General features: G+C 70.0%; 5 protein-coding genes (1 of these 5 cut by a window edge). All 5 read left to right on the top strand.

Annotated elements, in window-relative coordinates; all coding sequences use genetic code 11:
* Tightly spaced (at most 53 nt apart), the 5 genes in view from H4W31_RS43835 to H4W31_RS23940 form a layout consistent with a single transcriptional unit that may run on beyond the window.
* Positions 1-2,210, top strand: partial view of a non-ribosomal peptide synthase/polyketide synthase gene (locus tag H4W31_RS43835; protein ID WP_192768689.1) — the final stretch only. It extends 23,329 nt beyond the left edge of the window; 2,210 of the gene's 25,539 nt are visible here — the last part of the coding sequence; the start codon falls outside the window, past its left edge; its stop codon occupies positions 2,208-2,210.
* Complete coding sequence (locus H4W31_RS23925) at positions 2,210-15,793, top strand: amino acid adenylation domain-containing protein (RefSeq protein WP_192768690.1); 13,584 nt, start codon at positions 2,210-2,212, stop codon at positions 15,791-15,793. The genes H4W31_RS43835 and H4W31_RS23925 overlap by 1 nt, the downstream gene beginning before the upstream one ends.
* Before the next feature lie 53 nt (positions 15,794-15,846).
* Positions 15,847-16,368 carry a PadR family transcriptional regulator gene (locus H4W31_RS23930; RefSeq protein ID WP_192768691.1) on the top strand — a complete coding sequence of 174 codons (522 nt, stop codon included), beginning with the start codon at positions 15,847-15,849 and terminating at the stop codon, positions 16,366-16,368.
* A complete protein-coding gene (locus tag H4W31_RS23935) occupies positions 16,365-17,111 on the top strand; it encodes an ABC transporter ATP-binding protein (protein WP_318783374.1) in 747 nt (248 codons plus the stop codon). Before H4W31_RS23930 ends, H4W31_RS23935 begins: the two co-directional genes overlap by 4 nt.
* 4 nt (positions 17,112-17,115) lie before the next feature.
* Positions 17,116-18,942 carry an ABC transporter permease gene (locus H4W31_RS23940; RefSeq protein ID WP_192768693.1) on the top strand — a complete coding sequence of 609 codons (1,827 nt, stop codon included), beginning with the start codon at positions 17,116-17,118 and terminating at the stop codon, positions 18,940-18,942.
* Positions 18,943-19,092: the final 150 nt, after the last annotated feature.

The following is a 19,092-nucleotide window of genomic DNA, read 5'->3' on the forward strand; positions in this document are numbered from 1 at the left end:
GGGTCCAGACCGGCCAGGTCGGAGTCCGCACAGCGATCGAGGAGATGCGGACCCAACTCGCGGCCCTGCTGGAACACGAACACGCACCCCTGGCCGTGGCACAACAGGCCAGCGGCATCGCGGACAACACGCCGCTGTTCACCTCCCTGTTCAACTACCGGTACAGCACTCGTGGAGACGCGGACGGTGCCCGGCAGCAGACGGTGGCGGGGATTCGAAGCCTCTTCTCCAGAGAACGGAACAACTATCCGTTGACCATGGCGGTCAACGACCTGGACACCGACGAGCTGACCCTGACGGTCGAGGCGACCGACGGTGTCGACCCGTACACGGTGGGCCGGATGTTGTGCACTGCGGTGGAGCATCTTGTCGACGCGCTGGACGACGAGCCTGGCATCCCGCTGCGCGCGGTGGAGGTGCTCGATGCCGGGCAGCGGGAGCAGGCGCTCGTCGAGTGGAACGACACTGCGGTCGAGGGTGTCGACGCCACGGTGGTGGAGCTGTTCGCGCGGCAGGTGGTGGCGCATCCGGATGCTGCGGCTGTGGTGGCGGATGGGATCGAGGTGTCGTATCGGGAGTTGGATGCGGCGTCGACCCGGTTGGCCCGGGAGTTGGTGGGTCGGGGTGTGGGTGTGGAGTCGGTGGTCGGGCTGTGCCTGCCGCGTGGCGTGGAGATGATTACCGCGATTCTGGCGGTGTGGAAGGCCGGGGCGGCGTATCTGCCGATCGACCTGCAACTGCCGGCGCAGCGGGTGGAGTTCATGCTGGCCGATGCGGGCGCCGAGGTGGTGCTCGCCCGTCGGAACGGGCCGGCAAGTCTGCCTGATGTGCCGGTCGTCTGGCTGGACGACCCACAGCATGACATCGAGGTCGAGCTGCCGGTGGTGAATCCGGCCGCGCTGGCGTACGTCATCTACACCTCCGGATCGACCGGGACCCCGAAGGGCGTCGCGGTCACGCACGCCTCGCTGGCGAACCTGGTCTCGGTGTTCACACCGTTGATGGCCGCGGGTCCGGGTGTCGGGGTGCTGCAGTTCGCGTCGTTCAGCTTCGACGCGTCTGTGCTGGATGTCGGCGTGGCGTTGTCGTCGGGCTCCACGCTGCTCGTGGCGAGCACCGAGCAGCGGGCCCAGCCGAAGTTGCTGCGGGAGCTGGCCGGCCTGCGGGCGGCCAGCGTGGTGCCGTCGCTGCTGGAGGTACTGGAACCGGAGGATCTGGCGCAGCTGCAGACACTGGTGGTGGGCGCGGAGGCGATCAGCGAAGCGACGGCGCGGGCCTGGTCGGCGGGACGGCACCTGGTCAACACCTACGGGCCGACCGAGACGACCGTGATCGTGGCCACCGGCACGGTCGACACCCGGCGTCCCGGACCGGTACCGATCGGTACCCCGATCGCGAACACCCACCTGTACGTGCTGGACCGGCTGCTGCGACCGGTTCCGGTCGGCGTCGCGGGCGAGCTGTACATCGCCGGTGTCCAGCTCGCGCGCGGCTACGTCGGCCGGGCGGGAACGACCGCCGAGCGGTTCGTGGCCTGCCCGTTCGGTTCCGGTGAGCGGATGTACCGCACCGGGGACCTCGCCAGGTGGACCTCGGACGGGCAGCTGGTGTTCGCGGGCCGGGCGGACGAGCAGGTGAAGATCCGTGGGTTCCGGATCGAACCCGGCGAGGTGGCGGCCGTCCTGGGTACGCATCCGCAGGTGCACCAGGTTGCGGTCATCGCACGGGAGGACAACCCCGGAGACAGGCGGCTGGTGGCCTACGTCGTCACCGACACCACCCCGGACGTCGTACGCCAGCATGCCGCGCAACGACTGCCGGAGTACATGGTGCCGGCGGCCGTCGTGGTGCTGAGCGAGCTGCCGCTGACGGTGAACGGGAAGCTGGATCGCCGATCGCTGCCCGTCCCGGACTACGCGGCTCGGGCGGCGAAGCGCCGGGAGCCCGCGAACGAACGGGAGGCGGTCCTGTGCGAGATGTTCGCGCAGGTTCTCGGACTGGAGTCGGTGGGGATGGACGACGACTTCTTCGAGCTGGGTGGGCACTCGCTGCTGGCGGTCCGGTTGGTGTCGCGGGTGCGGGCATCGCTGGGGATCGAGTTGCCGCTGCGGGTGCTGTTCGAGATGCGGACTCCGGCGGGACTCGCCGACAACCTGGGCCGACAGAGGTCGAACCGGCCGGCACTGCGGCCGATGCGGAAGGGGAACTGATGATCCCGTTGTCGTTCGCCCAGCGCCGACTCTGGTTCCTGAGCCAGTTGGAGGGTCCGAGCCCGCTCTACAACATCCCCCTGGTGCTGCGCCTGGACGGCACGTTGGACGTACCCGCGTTGCAGGCGGCGTTGCGGGATGTGATCGTTCGGCACGAGTCGCTGCGGACGGTGTTCCCGGCCGCGGACGGTGAGCCGTACCAGCGGATCCTGGACCCGGACGAGTTCGACTGGCAGTTGCAGGTGCACCGGGTGGGTCCGGCCGGTCTGGCGCAGGCGATGACGGAGGCGAAACAGTACGCGTTCGACCTCTCGGCCGAGGTGCCGATCCGGGCGTGGCTGTTCCAGAGCGGTAGCACGGCCGAGGCGGACGAGTACGTGCTGGTGCTGGTGACGCACCATATCGCCAGTGACGGCTGGTCGATGACCCCGCTGGGCCGGGACCTTTCGGTGGCGTACGCGGCCCGGCTCGAGGGCGGGGCGCCACGATGGGACGCGCTGCCGGTGCAGTACGCCGACTACGCGTTGTGGCAGCGGGAGCTGCTGGGGGAGGAGTCCGATCCGGAGAGTGTGTTGTCGACGCAGCTCGCCTACTGGCGGCGGACGTTGGCCGGAGCGCCGGAGGAGTTGACCCTGCCGTACGACCGGCCTCGTCCGGCGGTGGCGAGTCATCGTGGGCATCTGGTGCCGTTGCGGGTGCCGGCCGAGGTGCACCAGCGACTCGTGCAGCTGGCGCGTGCCGAGCGGGTGACCGCGTTCATGGTGTTGCAGTCGGCGGTGGCGGTACTGCTGTCCCGGCTCGGCGCCGGCACCGACATTCCGATCGGTTTTCCGGTGGCGGGGCGGACCGATCCGGCGTTGGACGATCTGGTCGGGTTCTTCGTCAACACGTTGGTGGTCCGTACCGACCTGTCCGGGGATCCGAGGTTCGTCGAGGTGTTGGGCCGGGTGCGGCAGGCGAGTCTGGGTGCGTTGGAGCATCAGGACGTACCGTTCGAGCGGCTGGTCGAGGAGCTTTCGCCGACCCGGTCGCTGGCCCGGCATCCCCTGTTCCAGGTACTGCTGACGCTGCAGAACAACGAGCGCGGCGCGTTCGACCTTCCCGAGGCGCAGGCCGGCGGCAAGCCTTCGCTGATCCGTTCGACCACTTCGGCGCGGTTCGACCTGGACCTGGACGTGACGGAGATGTTCGACGCCGGGGGTCGTCCGGCGGGCTTGCGTGGCTCGCTGACGGTGGCGGCGGACCTGTTCGACGTGTCGGCGGCGCAGCGGCTGGTGGCGTGGTTCGTCAGGGTGCTGACGACGGTGACCACGGACGCGCGGATGCGGCTGCACGAGGTCGACCTGCTCGATGCGCGGCAGCGTGAGCAGGTCCTCGTCGAGTGGAACGACGCGGCGACCGGGGAGGTGGATGCCACCGTCGTGGAGTTGTTCGCGCAGCAGGTCGCGCGGCATCCCGATGCGGTGGCGGTGACAACGGACGGACAGGGACTGTCGTACGCCGAACTGGACCTGGCGGCGAATCGGCTGGCGCGCCAGCTGACCGCGCGGGGTGTGGGCGCCGAGTCGGTGGTGGCGGTGCTGATGGAGCGCGGCATCGATGTCGTGGTGGCGCTGCTGGCGGTGCTGAAGGCGGGCGCGGCGTACCTGCCGGTGGACCCCCAGACGCCGGCGCAGCGGGTGGCGTTCATGGTGGCCGACAGCGGCGCCGAGTGTGTGCTGACCTCGATGGCGTGCGCGTCCCTGGTGACGGCCCCCGTGCCCGTGATGGCGGATTCCGTGCCCGTGGTGGCGGACTCCGTGCCCGTGCTGGTGGTGGACGAGCCTGCGGTGGCGGCGGAGCTGGCCGGCCTGGACGGCGAGCCGCCGTCGGGTGTCGGACCGCTGCCGGACAACCCGGCCTATGTGATCTACACGTCGGGATCGACCGGCCGGCCGAAGGGGGTGGCGGTCACCCATCGGGGTGCGGTGGGGCTGTTGACTTCGATGCGAGAGCTGTTCGACACCGGGTCGGAGGATGTCTGGAGTTGCTTCCACTCGTTCGCCTTCGACGTCTCGGTGTGGGAACTGTGGGGCGCGCTGACGCACGGTGGCCGACTCGTGGTGGTGCCCCTAGCGGTGTCCCGGTCGCCGGAGGAGTTCGCGGCGCTGTTGGCGCGGGAACGCGTCACGGTGCTGAGCCAGACCCCTTCGGCGTTCTACCAGCTGCTCGCCGCCGAGAACTTCCAGCTGGGTGCGCTGCGGTGGGTCCTGCTGGCCGGTGAGGCGCTCGACCCGACCCGACTCGACGCCTGGTGGGCCCGGCAGCGGGAGGGTGGCCCGCGACTGGTGAACATGTACGGCCCGACGGAGACCATCGTCTACTGCACGCAGCGCCCCTCGGTCATCGGCGACCGGGGCAGCGTACTCGGCAGGGGTTTCGCGGGTCTGTCGATGTTCGTGCTGGACGGCGGCCTACGCCCGGTGCCGCCCGGCGTGGTCGGCGAGTTGTACGTCGCCGGTGTCCAGCTGGCGCGTGGCTACGCGGGCCGGGTGGGGCTGACCGCGGAGCGGTTCGTGGCCTGCCCGTTCGGTTCGGGTGAACGGATGTACCGGACCGGCGACCTGGTCAGGTGGACCGTGGACGGCCAGATGGTGTTCGCGGGCCGGGCGGACGATCAGGTGAAGATCCGTGGGTTCCGGATCGAACCCGGCGAGATCGAAGCGGTCCTGCAACTCCACCCGCAGGTCACCCAGGCGGCGGTTACCGTCCGGGAGGACGTGCCCGGCGACCGGCGGCTGGTCGCCTACGTGATCCCCACCGACGTCGACACCGCCCAGCTGCGGAACTTCGTCCGGGAGCGGTTGTTGGACCACATGACGCCGGCCGCGATCGTGGCGCTGGACCGGTTGCCGTTGACGGTGAACGGAAAGCTGGACCGCCGAGGTCTACCGGCGCCGGACTACGCGGCGGGCGCCGGCCGGGGTCGGAAGCCGGTGAACGAGACCGAGGCCGTCCTGTGCGACATGTTCGCGCAGATGCTCGGGCTGGACTCGGTGGGCGTGGACGACGACTTCTTCGCCCTGGGCGGCCATTCGCTGCTGGCGGTACGGCTGGTGTCGCGGCTGCAGGCGCAGGGCGTACCGGTGTCGGTGCGGGCCCTGTTCGAGGCGCCGACACCGGCGGGACTGGCCCGGGCCGCGACGGCCGAGTCGACGGTGGTGCCGGCCAACGCGATCCCGCCGGGATCACGGCGGATCACGGCGGACATGTTGCCGCTGGTGGCGCTCTCCGACGCCGAGGTGGCGCGGGTGGTCGCCGGGGTGGACGGCGGCGCCCTGAACGTGGCGGACGTGTACCCGCTGGCACCGCTCCAGGAAGGCATGCTCTTCCACCACCTGATGGCCGCCGACGGCGGCCGGGACCCGTACCTGACGGTCTCGGTGCTGCAGTTCGACTCCAGGGCGCGGCTGGACACGCTCGTCGAGGCGTTGCAACGCATCGTGGACCGGCACGAGATCTACCGGACGGGGGTGGTGTGGGAGGGCCTGCCCGAGCCGGTGCAGGTGGTGTGGCGGCAGGTGACGCTGCCGGTGACCACCCATGTCCTGGGCGACGCGCCCGCCGACCCGGTGGCCGCGCTGGTCGAGCGGGCGGGTTCGGTGATGGACCTGGGCCGGCCGCCGCTGATGGACGTCCACGTGGCGCCGGTGGCGGACGGGCGTTGGCTGGGCCTGCTGCGGATGCACCACATGGTGCAGGACCAGCAGGGCATGGAGGTGCTGCTCGGCGAGTTGTGGGCGATCCTGACCGGGCGGGCGGACGAGCTGGCGGCGGCGCTGCCGTTCCGGAACTTCGTCGCGCAGGCCCGCAGTGTGCCCCGGGAGGAGCACGAGCGGTTCTTCGCCGACCTGCTGGGCGACGTGACCGAGCCGACCGCGCCGTACGGGCTGATGGACGTGCGCGGTGACGGGATGACGTCGAGGGCTGCGGAGCTGCCCGTACCGCGCGAAGTGGTCGACCGGCTGCGGGAGACGGCCCGCCGGTCGGGCGTGAGCATGGCCACGGTCTTGCACGTGGCGTGGGCCCGGGTGCTGTCGGTGGTCTCGGGCCGGGACGACGTCATCTTCGGTACGGTGCTGTTCGGTCGGATGAACGCCGGTGCCGGCGCCGACCGGGTGGTGGGCCCGTTCATCAACACGCTGCCGGTGCGGGTCCGGACCGGCCGGGTCGGGGTCCGCGTCGCGGTGGAGCAGATGCGGGTCCAGCTCGCGGCGCTGCTGGAGCACGAACACGCCCCCCTCGCGGTGGCCCAGCAGGCCAGCGGCGTCGCCGAGAACACCCCGCTGTTCACCTCCCTGTTCAACTACCGGTACCGCGCCCGTGGCGAGGCGGGTCGGGAGCGGGCGATCGACGGCATCCGGAGCCTCTACTTCAAGGAACGGACCAACTTCCCGCTCGCCATGTCGGTCAACGACCTGGACGACGCCGGACTGAGTCTGACCGTCCAGGCGGTCGAACCCGTCGACCCGTACGCGGTGGGGCGGCTGCTGTGCACCACGATGGAGCATCTCGCCACCGCGTTGGCCGTAGATGGTCCCGACACTCCGCTGCACGACATCGACACGCTCGACCCGCAGCAACGGGAACAGGTACTCGAGCTGTGGAACGACACCGGGTCGGAGCTGCCCGGCGATAGTTTCCTCGACGTCTTCGAAGCCCGGGTGGGCAGCACCCCGGACGCGACGGCGGTGGTGGCCGACGGCCTGGAGCTGTCGTACCGGGAGTTGAACGCGCGGGCGAATCGGCTGGCCCGGTCTCTGACCGAGCGCAGCGTCGGGCCGGAGCGGGTGGTCGCGCTCGTACTGCCGCGTTCGGCGGAGTTCGTGACGGCGGTCCTGGCGGTGTGGAAGGCCGGTGGGGCGTACCTGCCCGTCGATCCGGAGTTGCCACGGGCGCGGATCGAGTTCCTGCTGCGCGATGCCGGTGCCGTTCTGGCGGTGACGAGACAGGTCGACGGCGGCACGTTCGAGGACGGTGTGCCGCACCTGGTCGTCGACGATCCGGAGCTGTCGGCGCGGTACTCCGACGCCGACGTGCCGGACGTCGATCGGGTCGGCGACAGGTCGGCGTACCTGCTCTACACCTCGGGTACCACGGGAACGCCCAAAGGCGTGCTGGTCACCCACACCGGAGTCGTCAACCTTGTCCGGTGGACGATCCGCGACTGCGGGCTGGGCCCCGGCGACCGCATCCTGCAGCGGACGTCGCTGAGCTTCGACGCCGCCGTGTGGGAACTGTTCGCCACCCTGGCCAGCGGGGCCACCCTGGTACTGGCGCCGGCGGGCGCCGACCGTGACCCGGCCGCGCTGGTCCGGCTGGTGGCCGAGCACGACATCACCGTGCTGCAGGTGGTGCCCACCCTGCTGCAGTTGCTCGCCGACGAGCCCGGCTGGTCCGACTGCGACACCCTGCGGCTGCTCTTCTGCGGCGGCGAGCCGTTGCACGCGGAGCTGTGTCACCGTTCGTGGGATCTGCGACGGGCCGGCCCGGTACCGGTGTGGAACGTCTACGGCCCGACCGAGTGCGCCGTCGATGCGGTCGCCCACCGGCTGGATCCCGCGCAACGGAGCGGCCCGGTGCCGATCGGGCGCCCGGTCTCGAACACCGACCTGTACGTGCTGGACCGGTCCCTGCGGCCGGTGCCGGTCGGCGTGACCGGCGAGCTGTACCTGGCCGGGGCCGGAGTGGCGCGTGGCTACGCCGGCCGGGTCGGGCTGACCGCGCAGCGGTTCGTGGCGTCTCCGTTCGGGTCCGGCCGGCGGATGTACCGGACCGGAGACCTCGTCACGTGGACGTCCGATGGACAACTGGTGTTCCAGGGCCGCGCGGACGAGCAGCTCAAGATCCGCGGGTTCCGGGTCGAGCCCGGTGAGGTCGAGGCGGTCCTGCGGGCCCACCCGCAGGTCGTCCAGGCGGCCGTCATCCCCCGGGAGGACGTGCCGGGGGACAAGCGGCTGACCGCCTACGTGGTGCCCGCCGAGGGCGAGTCCCCGGACGACCTGCGCGGCTATGCCGGGCAACGGCTGCCGGACTACATGGTGCCCAGTGCGGTCGTGCTGCTGGACCGGCTGCCGTTGACGGTCAACGGGAAGCTGGACCGTCGCGCGTTGCCGGCCCCGGACTACAGCGCGGGTGTCGGGCGGGGGCCTTCGTCGGTGCGGGAGGAGATCCTCTGCGCGGTCTTCGCCCAGGTGCTCGGGCTCGACTCGGTCGGGGTCGACGACGACTTCTTCGCGCTGGGTGGGCACTCGTTGCTGGCCGTGCGGCTGGTGTCGCGGGTGCGGGTGGTGCTGGACGTCGAGGTGCCGCTGCGGGTGCTGTTCGACGTGCCGACGCCGGCGCGCCTGGCCGGCCGGCTGGCCGCGTCGGGGGTGGGCCGTGCCCGGCTGGCCGTGCGGGCGGGCGTACGCCCGCAGCGGGTGGCGCTGTCCTTCGCGCAGCAGCGGTTGTGGTTCCTGGATCGGTTGGAGGGGCCCAGCCCGACCTACAACATCCCGATGGTCGGCCGGCTCGGCGGCGCGCTGGACGTGCCGGCGTTGCGGGCGGCGTTGCGGGACGTGATCGGTCGGCACGAGTCGCTGCGGACGGTCTTCCCGGTGGCCGACGGTGAGCCGTACCAACGGATCCTGGAGCCGCACGAGGTCGACTGGGAGCTGCCGCTGCGGCGGGTGGGCCCGGACGAGTTGTCCGAGGCGGTGTCGGAGGCGACCCGGTACGCGTTCGACCTGGCCGTCGAGGTGCCGATCCGGGCGTGGCTGTTCCAGAGTGCTGCGGACGAGTACGTGCTGGTGCTGGTGACGCATCACATCGCCAGTGACGGTTGGTCGATGGCGCCGTTGGGCCGGGACGTGTCGATCGCGTACGCGGCGCGGCTACGCGGTGTGGCACCACGGTGGGGCGCGTTGCCGGTGCAGTACGCCGATTTCGCGTTGTGGCAGCGGGAACTTCTGGGGCAGGAGTCCGATCCGGACAGCGTGTTGTCGACGCAGTTGGCGTACTGGCGACAGGTGTTGGCCGGGGCGCCGGAGGAGTTGGCGTTGCCGTACGACCGGCCTCGTCCGGCGGTGGCGAGTCATCGTGGGCATCTGGTGCCGTTGCGGGTGCCGGCCGAGGTGCACCAGCGACTCGTGCAGCTGGCGCGTGCCGAGCGGGTGACCGCGTTCATGGTGTTGCAGTCGGCGTTGGCGGTACTGCTGTCCCGGCTGGGCGCCGGCACCGACATTCCGATCGGTTTTCCGGTGGCGGGGCGTACCGATCCGGCGTTGGACGATTTGGTCGGGTTCTTCGTCAATACGTTGGTGGTCCGTACCGACCTGTCCGGGGATCCGACGTTCGTCGAGGTGTTGGGCCGGGTGCGGCAGGCGAGTCTGGGTGCGTTGGAGCATCAGGACGTACCGTTCGAGCGGCTGGTCGAGGAGTTGACCCCCACCCGGTCGCTGGCCCGGCACCCGCTGTTCCAGGTGATGCTGACCCTGCAGAACGTCGAGCGCGGCGTGGTCGATCTCCCCGAGGCGCGCGACCGGAACCGGTCCGTGCTGCCGGCCGGCTCCTCCTCCACCGCCGTCGCGAGGTTCGACCTGGAGGTCGCCGCGTCCGAGTCGTTCGACGAGCACGGCCGTCCGGCCGGCCTGCTCGGGTCGGTGACCGTGGCGGCGGACCTGTTCGACGAGTCGACCGTGCAGCGGTTGGCGACCTGGTTCGTGCGGGTGTTGGACGCGGTCTGCGGTGCGGCGCAACTGCGGTTGCGCGAGGTCGACCTGCTCGACGCCGGGCAGCGGGATCAGGTGTTGGTGGAGTGGAACGACACTGCGGTCGGTGGTGTCGAGGCCACGGCGCTGGAGTTGTTCGAGCGGCAGGTGGCGGCGGTTCCGGATGCGGTTGCGGTGGTGGACGGCGACGTCCGGTTGACGTATGCGGAGTTGGCTGTGCGTGCCAGTCGGGTGGCTGAGCATCTGCGTGGGCTCGGGGTGGGCGCGGGGTCGTTGGTGGCGGTGGTGATGGGGCGTGGGATTGATGTGGTGGTGGCGTTGTTGGGGGTGTGGAAGGCGGGGGCGGCGTACGTGCCGTTGGATCCGGAGTATCCGGCGCAGCGGGTGGGGTTCGTGTTGGCTGACAGCGGTGCGGCTGCGGTGCTGACGTCGGCGGCGTGTGAGTCGTTGGTTGCCGGGGTGGTGCCCGCTGGTGTCCCGGTGACGGTGGTTGACGAGCCTGGCATGGCGGCACGGCTGTCCGGGCTGGATGGTGAGGTGCGGTCGGGCGGGTTGTTGCCGGATGCGTTGGCGTATGTGATGTATACGTCGGGGTCGACGGGGGTGCCGAAGGGTGTGGGGGTGACGCATGCGGGTTTGGCGAATTATGTGGTGTGGGCGGCTGGCGCCTATGTGACGGTGGGTGGGGCGCCGTTGCATTCGTCGTTGGCGTTTGATCTGACGGTGACGAGTGTGTTGGTGCCGTTGGTGTCCGGGTCGGTGGTGGTGGTGGACAGGGTTGGTGGGGTTGCTGGGTTGACTGGTCTGTTGGTGGGTGGTCGTGGGTTCGGGTTGGTGAAGGTGGTACCGGCGCATGCGGCGTTGTTGGTGGGTGAGCGGGTGGGGGTGGATGTCGGGTCGTGGGTCGTCGGTGGTGAGGCGTTGCCGGGTTCGTTGGTCCGTGGGTTGTTGGCGGTGTCCGCGGGGTCGGTGGTGGTCAATGAGTACGGGCCGACGGAAGCGGTCGTGGGGTGTTGTGTGTTCGAGGTGTCGGGTGACTGGTCGGGTGAGGTGGTGCCGATCGGCCGGCCGATCGCGAACATGCGTCTGTACGTCCTCGACGACGCTCTGTCTCCGCTGCCGCCGGGGGTGGCCGGTGAGCTCTATATTGCCGGTGTTCAGCTTGCCCGGGGGTATGTGGGTCGGGCGGGGTTGACGGCGGAGCGGTTCGTGGCGTGTCCGTTCGAGTCGGGTCGGCGGATGTATCGGACCGGTGATCTGGCCAAGTGGGTTCCGGGTGGGCAGTTGGTGTTCCTGGGCCGGGTCGATGAGCAGGTGAAGGTTCGTGGGTTCCGGATCGAGCCGGGTGAGATCGAAGCGGTCTTGACCAGTCATCCTCAGGTTGACCGTGCGGCCGTGGTGGTGCGGGAGGACACTGCGGGCGATCGCCGTCTTGTTGCCTACACGGTCACCGACGCCGATCCGGATGACGTGGTCGGGTATGTGGCGCAGCGGTTGCCGGAGTACATGGTGCCGGCGGCGGTGGTCGTACTCGATGAGTTGCCGTTGACGGTGAACGGGAAGTTGGATCGTCGGGCGTTGCCGGCTCCGGATTTTGGTGTCGGTGCTGGTGGTGGTCGGGCTCCGGCGTCGGTGCGGGAGGAGATCCTGTGTGCCGTTTTCGCTGAGGTGTTGGGTGTCGATCTGGTCGGGGTTGATGACGACTTCTTCCGGTTGGGTGGGCATTCACTTCTGGCGGTGCGGTTGGTGGAGCGGTTGCGTCGGCGGGGTGTGTCGGTGTCGGTGCGGGCGTTGTTTGAGGCGCCGACGCCGGCGGGGTTGGCGGGGGCGGTGGTGGTGGATCAGGTTGTGGTGCCGGAGAACCTGATTCCACAGGATGCCGAGCGGATCACCGCGGACATGCTGCCGCTGGTCGAGTTGTCCGATGCCGAGGTGGAGGTGATTGTCGGCGGTGTCGGGGGTGGTGCGGGGAATGTGGCGGATGTGTATCCGTTGGCGCCGTTGCAGGAGGGTTTGCTGTTCCACCATCTGATGGCTGCGGATGGGGGCAAGGATCCGTACGTGAATGTGTTGGTGTTGGAGTTTGATTCTCGTGGTCGGTTCGATGGGTTTGCTGGGGCGTTGCAGCGGGTGATCGATCGGCACGATATTTATCGGACGGCGGTGGTGTGGGAGGGCTTGCCGGAGCCGGTGCAGGTGGTGTGGCGGCGGGCGGTGCTGCCGGTGATAACTGTCGTGCTCGACGACGAACTGGTTGATCCGGTGGCGGGGCTGGTGCAGCGGGTCGGGTCGGTGATGGATCTGGGTCGGCCGCCGTTGATGGACCTGCACGTCGCCGAAACCGGCGACGGTCGTTGGCTGGGCCTGCTGCGGATGCACCACATGGTCCTCGACCACCAGGGGCTGGACGTGCTCATGCACGAACTGGGGGCGATCCTGACCGGCCGGGGCGACGAACTGGCGACGGCGCTACCGTTCCGCAACTTCGTCGCACAGGCTCGGAGCGTCGCGCGGGAGGCACACGAGCGGTTCTTCGCCGGGTTGCTGGGTGACGTGACCGAGCCGACCGCACCCTACGGGCTGATGGACGTGCGCGGAGACGGCGCACAGACAGTGTCGGGGGACGTCCCGGTGCCGCAGGAGGTGGTCGACCGGCTGCGGGAGGTCGGCCGTCGGCTCGGGGTCAGTACGGCGACGGTGCTGCACGTGGCCTGGGCGCGGGTGTTGGCCGTGCTCTCCGGTCGCGACGACGTGGTCTTCGGCACGGTGCTCTTCGGCCGGATGAACGCCGGCGCCGGAGCCGACCGGGTCGTGGGCCCCTTCATCAACACCCTGCCGGTGCGGGTCCAGACCGGCCAGGTCGGAGTCCGCACAGCGATCGAGGAGATGCGAGCCCAACTCGCAGCCCTGCTGGAACACGAACACGCACCCCTGGCCGTGGCACAACAGGCCAGCGGCATCGCGGATAACGTGCCACTGTTCACCTCCCTGTTCAACTACCGCTTCATCGCCCGCGAATCCGATCGTCAGCCCGACCAGGCGATCGGCGGGATCCGGACCCTCTTCGGCGAGGTCCGGAACAACTACCCGCTGACCATGTCCGTCAACGACGTGGACACCGGCGAGTTGAGCCTGACGACCCTGGCCGTCGACCCGGTCGATCCGTACGCGGTGGGGCGGCTGTTGTGCACCACCCTGGAGCACCTCGTCGACGCGCTGTACGACGAGCCTGGCATCCCGCTGCGCACGGTCGAGGTGCTCGATGCCCCGCAACGACACCAACTGCTGGTCGAGTGGAACGACACGGCGGCGGAATCGCCCGGCGGGCTGCTGCCCGAGCAGTTCCTGCGGCAGGTGGCGCAGCACCCGGATGCGGTCGCGGTGGTGGCCGACGGCACCGAGGTGTCGTACCGGGAGCTGGACGCGGCGTCGACCCGGCTGGCCCGGTACCTGGCTGGCCGGGGTGTGGGCGTGGAGTCGGTGGTCGGGCTGTGCCTGCCGCGCGGGGTCCAGATGATCACCGCGATCCTGGCGGTGTGGCGGGCGGGCGCGGCGTACCTGCCGGTCGACCCGCAGATGCCGGCCGAGAGAGTGGCGTTCATGCTGGCCGACGCCGGGGTCCACGTCGTGCTGGCCTGCCGGGACGAACTGGGTGAGGCGGCCGAACGCATGGCGGATGCGTTCGCCGGCGTGGCGGTGGCCTGGCTGGACGATCCGCAACCGTTGCCCGACGATGTCGCACTGCCACCAGCCGATCCGGCGGGTCTGGCGTATGTGATCTACACGTCGGGGTCGACGGGTTCGCCCAAGGGTGTGGCGGTCACGCACGGTTCGTTGGCGAACTATGTGCGGTCGGTGTCGTCCCGGTTGGGTTGGGGCGGTGTCGGGGTGCGGTACGGGTTGTTGCAGCCGCAGGTGACGGATCTTGGTAACACGGTTGTGTTCACCAGTCTCGTCTCCGGCGGTGTTCTGCATGTGTTGGATCCGGAGGTGGTGATTGATCCGGAGGCGGTCGCGGGTTATCTGGCGGAGCATCGGATTGATCATGTGAAGGTGGTGCCGTCGCATCTGATGGCGTTGTCGGCGGTTGCCGGAGCGGAGCGGGTGCTGCCGTCGGGTTCGTTGGTTCTTGGTGGTGAGGCGGCCCCGGCCGGCTGGGTGACCGCTCTGGTGGAAGCGGCCGGGAACCGGCCGGTGTTCAACCACTACGGTCCGACGGAGACGACGATCGGTGTCGCGACCGCGAGGTTGTCGACCGGTCCGGTGGTGCCGATCGGTACCCCGATCGCCAATACCCGACTGTTCGTACTCGACGTCGCTCTTTCCCCGGTGCCGCCGGGTGTGGTCGGCGAGTTGTATGTCGCCGGTGTCCAGCTCGCTCGCGGCTATGTGGGTCGGGCGGCGATGACCGCCGAGCGGTTCGTGGCGTGTCCGTTCGAGTCGGGCCGGCGGATGTATCGCACCGGTGACCTGGCCAGGTGGGCTGCTGATGGGCAGGTGGTGTTCGTCGGGCGGGCTGATGAGCAGGTGAAGGTTCGCGGGTTCCGGATCGAGCCCGGTGAGGTCGAGGCGGTACTACGCGGTCATCCGCAGGTGGGCCAGGCCGTCGTGGTGGTCCGGGAGGACGTTCCCGGCGACCGCAGGCTGATCGCGTACGTGGTGCCCGAGGACGTCGAGGACTGGACACCGGGCACGGTCCGGGAGTACACCGCGCGGCGGCTACCGGAATACATGGTCCCCGCCACCATCGTCACCCTCGACCAACTTCCCCTGACCACCGCCGGAAAACTCGACCGCCGCGCACTACCAACCCCCGAGTACGGCCGTGCCGAGGAGCCCGTGCTGGCCGCCCGGCTCGGCCCCACCACCGCCCTCGAACTCGTGCTCTGCGAGGTGTTCGCCGACGTGCTCGGTGTGCCGGAGGTCCGGGTCGACGACAATTTCTTCCGGCTCGGTGGTCACTCGCTGCTGGTGGTCACGTTGATCGCGCGGTTGCGGAGGCGAGGTGTCTCCCTCGCCGCCCGCGAGGTCTTCGCCGCGCCGACGGTTGCCGGCCTGATCTCGCGGATGAGCCTGTCGTCGGTCCGCGACTCCCTGGACACCGTTCTGCCGATCCGCCCGCAGGGCAGCCGGCCGCCGTTCTTCTGCGTCCATCCCGGTGGCGGCCTCAGCTGGTGCTACATGCCGCTGGCCCGGTTCGTCCCGGACGACCAGCCGCTGTACGGGCTGCAAGCTCCCGGGCTCGACGGTGACAGCCCGCTCTTCGGCTCCGTGAAGGAGATGGCGGCGAGCTACATCGAGCAGATCCGCGTACTGCAGCCGACGGGTCCGTACCATCTGATTGGCTTCTCCTTCGGTGGGATCGCGGCGCACGAGATCGCCGTGCAGCTCCAGGACGCCGGGGAGGTCGTCGCGGCGCTGGTCGTCATGGACACCTATCCCTCCGTTCCGCGGGATTCGTTCGCCCGGGAAGTTCCGGCGGTGCCGCACGAGGACACGGACGCCGAACTGGACGACCTGGCCGCGAAGCTCCGGGCGGAGAACGGTGCCCTCCTCGGTGGGATGTCGGACGAGGAGTTGCGGCGCGGTGTCCGGGTCGGCAGGAACAACATCGAGATCAAGCGTCAGCACCGGCTCGGGGTGTTCGAGCAGGACCTTCTGCTCTTCGTCGCGGAGGACGCCCGGGCGCGCGACTTTGGCGGCCACCTCTGGGAATCGTACGCGCGCGGAAAGATCACCGAGGTCGATCTGCCCTGTACCCACACCAACATGGTGCAGCCCGACATGCTGGGCCGGGTCTGGGCCGCCGTCGCCGCCTGGCGACAAGCTTGACGACCCGGGATTTGACCGTTAGACATGCGATATAACGGTTATAGGAGGGCCCGATGCAGCAGGAAGTAGTGCTGGCCATGCTGGCCAAGGAGCCCTCGTATGCCTACCAGTTGGGGGCACGGCTGCGTGACGCGCTCGGTCCGCTCGGCGAGGCGATGAACGCCGGGCAGGTCTACGTCACGCTGACCCGGCTGGAGAAGGCCGGCCTGCTGGAGGTCGAGCGGCCCGTCGGAGACCGGGTGGAGCGCAAGGTGTATGCGCTCACCCCCGACGGTCAGCAGCGGGTCGCCGAGTGGATCACCGAGGTCAGCTGGCCGAAACCCAATCTCGCCGAGTTCCACCTCAAGCTGGTCGCGGCCGCCTCGGCCGGACTGGCCGACCCGATCACAATCGTCGACGCCCAGCGCCGCGAGTTGCTACGCCGGCTGCGTGACGCCCAGCGCGCCGTCATGGCCGAGCCGGATTACTCGAACGCCGCGCTGTTGCTCGAAGGCGTCGTGCTCCGGCTACAGGCGGACCTGCGCTGGCTCGAGGCATGCGAGAAAAACTGGACCCACCGAAGGAGTGGATCGTGAGCGACGCCGCCGACACGCCTGTACTTCGCGCCCGCGGAGTGCAGAAGGAGTACGGCAAGGGGGATGGACTGGTACGCGCCGTCGATGGGGTCGACCTCGACATCGCCGCCGGAGAGACGGTGGCGATCATGGGGCCGAGCGGCTGCGGGAAGTCCACGCTGCTGCACCTGCTCGGCGGGCTGGACCGGCCCTCGGCCGGCGAGGTGCTGCTCAGCGGCCGTCGCATCGACAACATCAGCGAGAAGGCCCTGGCCCGGATGCGACGGACCGACATCGGCTTCGTCTTCCAGTCCTTCCATCTGATGGAGGAACTCACCGCCGTGGAGAACGTCGAGCTGTCGGCGCTGCTGGCCGGGCGCTCGCCGCGGGCCGCCCGACGGCGCGCGGAGGAACTGCTGGAGCAGGTCGGGCTCGCCGGCCGGGCGCGGTTCCTGCCCTCCCAGCTCTCCGGCGGCCAGCGGCAGCGGGTCGCGGTGGCCCGGGCGTTGAGCAACGAACCGCAGGTCGTGCTCGCCGACGAACCGACCGGCAACCTGGACAGCGCCGCCACCCTGGACGTCCTGCAACTCTTCGAGGGACTGCACGGCTCCGGCCAGACGCTGGTGATCGTCACGCACGACGCGCGGATCGCGGCCACCGCCGACCGGATGATCTCGATGCGCGACGGCGAGTTGGTGGACGAGACCAGGTTGACCGGTGGTACCACCGGCGAGCTCCGCGCCTTCGCCGGGCTGGAGGACTAAGCCGATGGGCCGTATCCTGCTCGTGGTCCGCCTCGCCGTGCGTGACCTCCGCCGGCGCCGCACCGAGGCCGCGCTGCTGCTGCTCGCCATCCTGGCCGCCACCACGACGTTGACGCTCGCGCTCGTCCTGGGCGACGCGGCCCGCGACCCGTACGAGAGCACCCGGGAAGCGACCAACGGACCCGACGTGGTCGCCAACGGCCAGGCCGCCGGGTTGCCCCGGCTCGAAAGTCTGGCCACCGCGGCCGGGGTCACCGACCACAGCGGGCCGTTCCCGGTCGCCTCCGGAAAGCTCCAGGCCGGCGACCGTACCTCGGACGCGCAGATCGTGGGCCGCGACACGGGGGTCGCGTCGGTCGACCGGCCCGAGGTGACCCAGGGCAGCTGGGTCAGCGACGGCGGCGCGGTGATCGAGGCCGCCTTCGCGAACGCGCTCGAGTTGCGCGTCGGTGACTCGATCACCCTGGCCGACCGGTCGTTCGAGGTCGTCGGGTTCGCGGTCACCGCCGCCATGCCGCCCTATCCGGGATCGTCCTGCATCGTCGTGAGACCCGGCTGCGTCAACGGTGTGGTCACCGAGGGCCAGACGTTGCCGCCGGGGCTGCTGCACAATCCCGGGCTGGTCTGGCTCACCCAGGCGGACGTCCGGAGCCTCGCCGCGGATCCGAACTCCCTCTCCTACGTGTTGAACCTGAAACTCGCCGATCCCGAGGGGACCCAGGCGTTCATCGACGCGAACACCGGCGGGCCGGGCCGCAGCGCCGGGATGCAGAGCTGGCAGGACATCCTCACGGATGCCATCGAGCTGGCCAGAGACTCCCAGATCCTGCTGCTGATCGGTACCTGGCTGCTCGGTCTGCTCGCCGTGGCGAGTCTCTCGGTACTGGTCGGCGGTCGGATGGCCGACCAGACCAGACGCGTCGGGCTCCTGAAGGCGGTCGGCGGCACACCGGGCCTGGTCGCCGCCGTCCTGCTCGCCGAGTACGTCCTCGTGGCCCTCGTCGCGGCTGCCGGCGGGCTGGCGATCGGCACGCTGACCGCGCCGTTGCTGACCGAGTCCAGCGCCGGCCTCCTCGGCAGCGCGGGCACACCGGCGATAACCATGACCAGGATCCTGGTGGTGATCGCCGTGGCGCTCGGCGTCGCGGTGATCGCGACCGCCGTACCCGCCGTACGCGCCGCCCGCTCCAGCACCGTCAACGCGCTGGCCGACGCCGCCCGCCCGCCCCAGCGCATGGGCTGGCTCATCGCGATCTCGGCACGACTGCCCGTTCCGCTGCTCCTCGCCCTGCGGGTGGCCGCCCGCCGGCCGCGCCGGGTCGTGCTGGGGGTGGCCAGCATCGCGGTCACCGTCAGCGGCATCTACGTCCTGCTGGTCCTCAACTCCTTCCTGTCCACCCAGCCCCTCACCGGCGGTTACGGCGACAGCCAGGTCCGGGTACTGCGGCACGTGCTGCTCACCTGGACGGTCATCCTGCTCACCCTGGCGGCGGTCAACGCGATCGTCATCACCTGGGCGACGGTGCTCGACAACCGGCACTCGTCGGCGCTGGCGCGTGCCCTCGGCGCCACCCCCGGCGAGGTGACCGGTGCACTGGCCGCCGCGCAGGTGCTGCCCGCGTTCGTCGGTGCCGTGCTGGGCGTCTTCCCAGGCGGCTTCGCGCTGTTCGCCGCCATCAACGGGATCACCGGCGGCGACAGCGACAGGGCCACGCTTCCCTCGCTCTGGCAGTTGGCCGTCCTGATCCTGGCGACTCTGCTGGTGATGACGGCACTCACCGCCGTTCCCGCCCGGCTCGGTGGCCGCAGGCCGGTGACCGACACGCTGTGAGGGGTTCCGCCGTACAAATGCGCAGTCACGTCAGTTGAACGTGTGCGGGCCGTGCGCCGGCGTTGACGGGTTTCCTGGGCCATGTGATGGTGGGCCTCGCCGGCGCACGGACCCGATTAATGCGGGACCTGCCCGAGCGATGACGTCATC

Source organism: Plantactinospora soyae, assembly GCF_014874095.1.
In the GTDB taxonomy this organism is placed as follows: domain Bacteria; phylum Actinomycetota; class Actinomycetes; order Mycobacteriales; family Micromonosporaceae; genus Plantactinospora; species Plantactinospora soyae.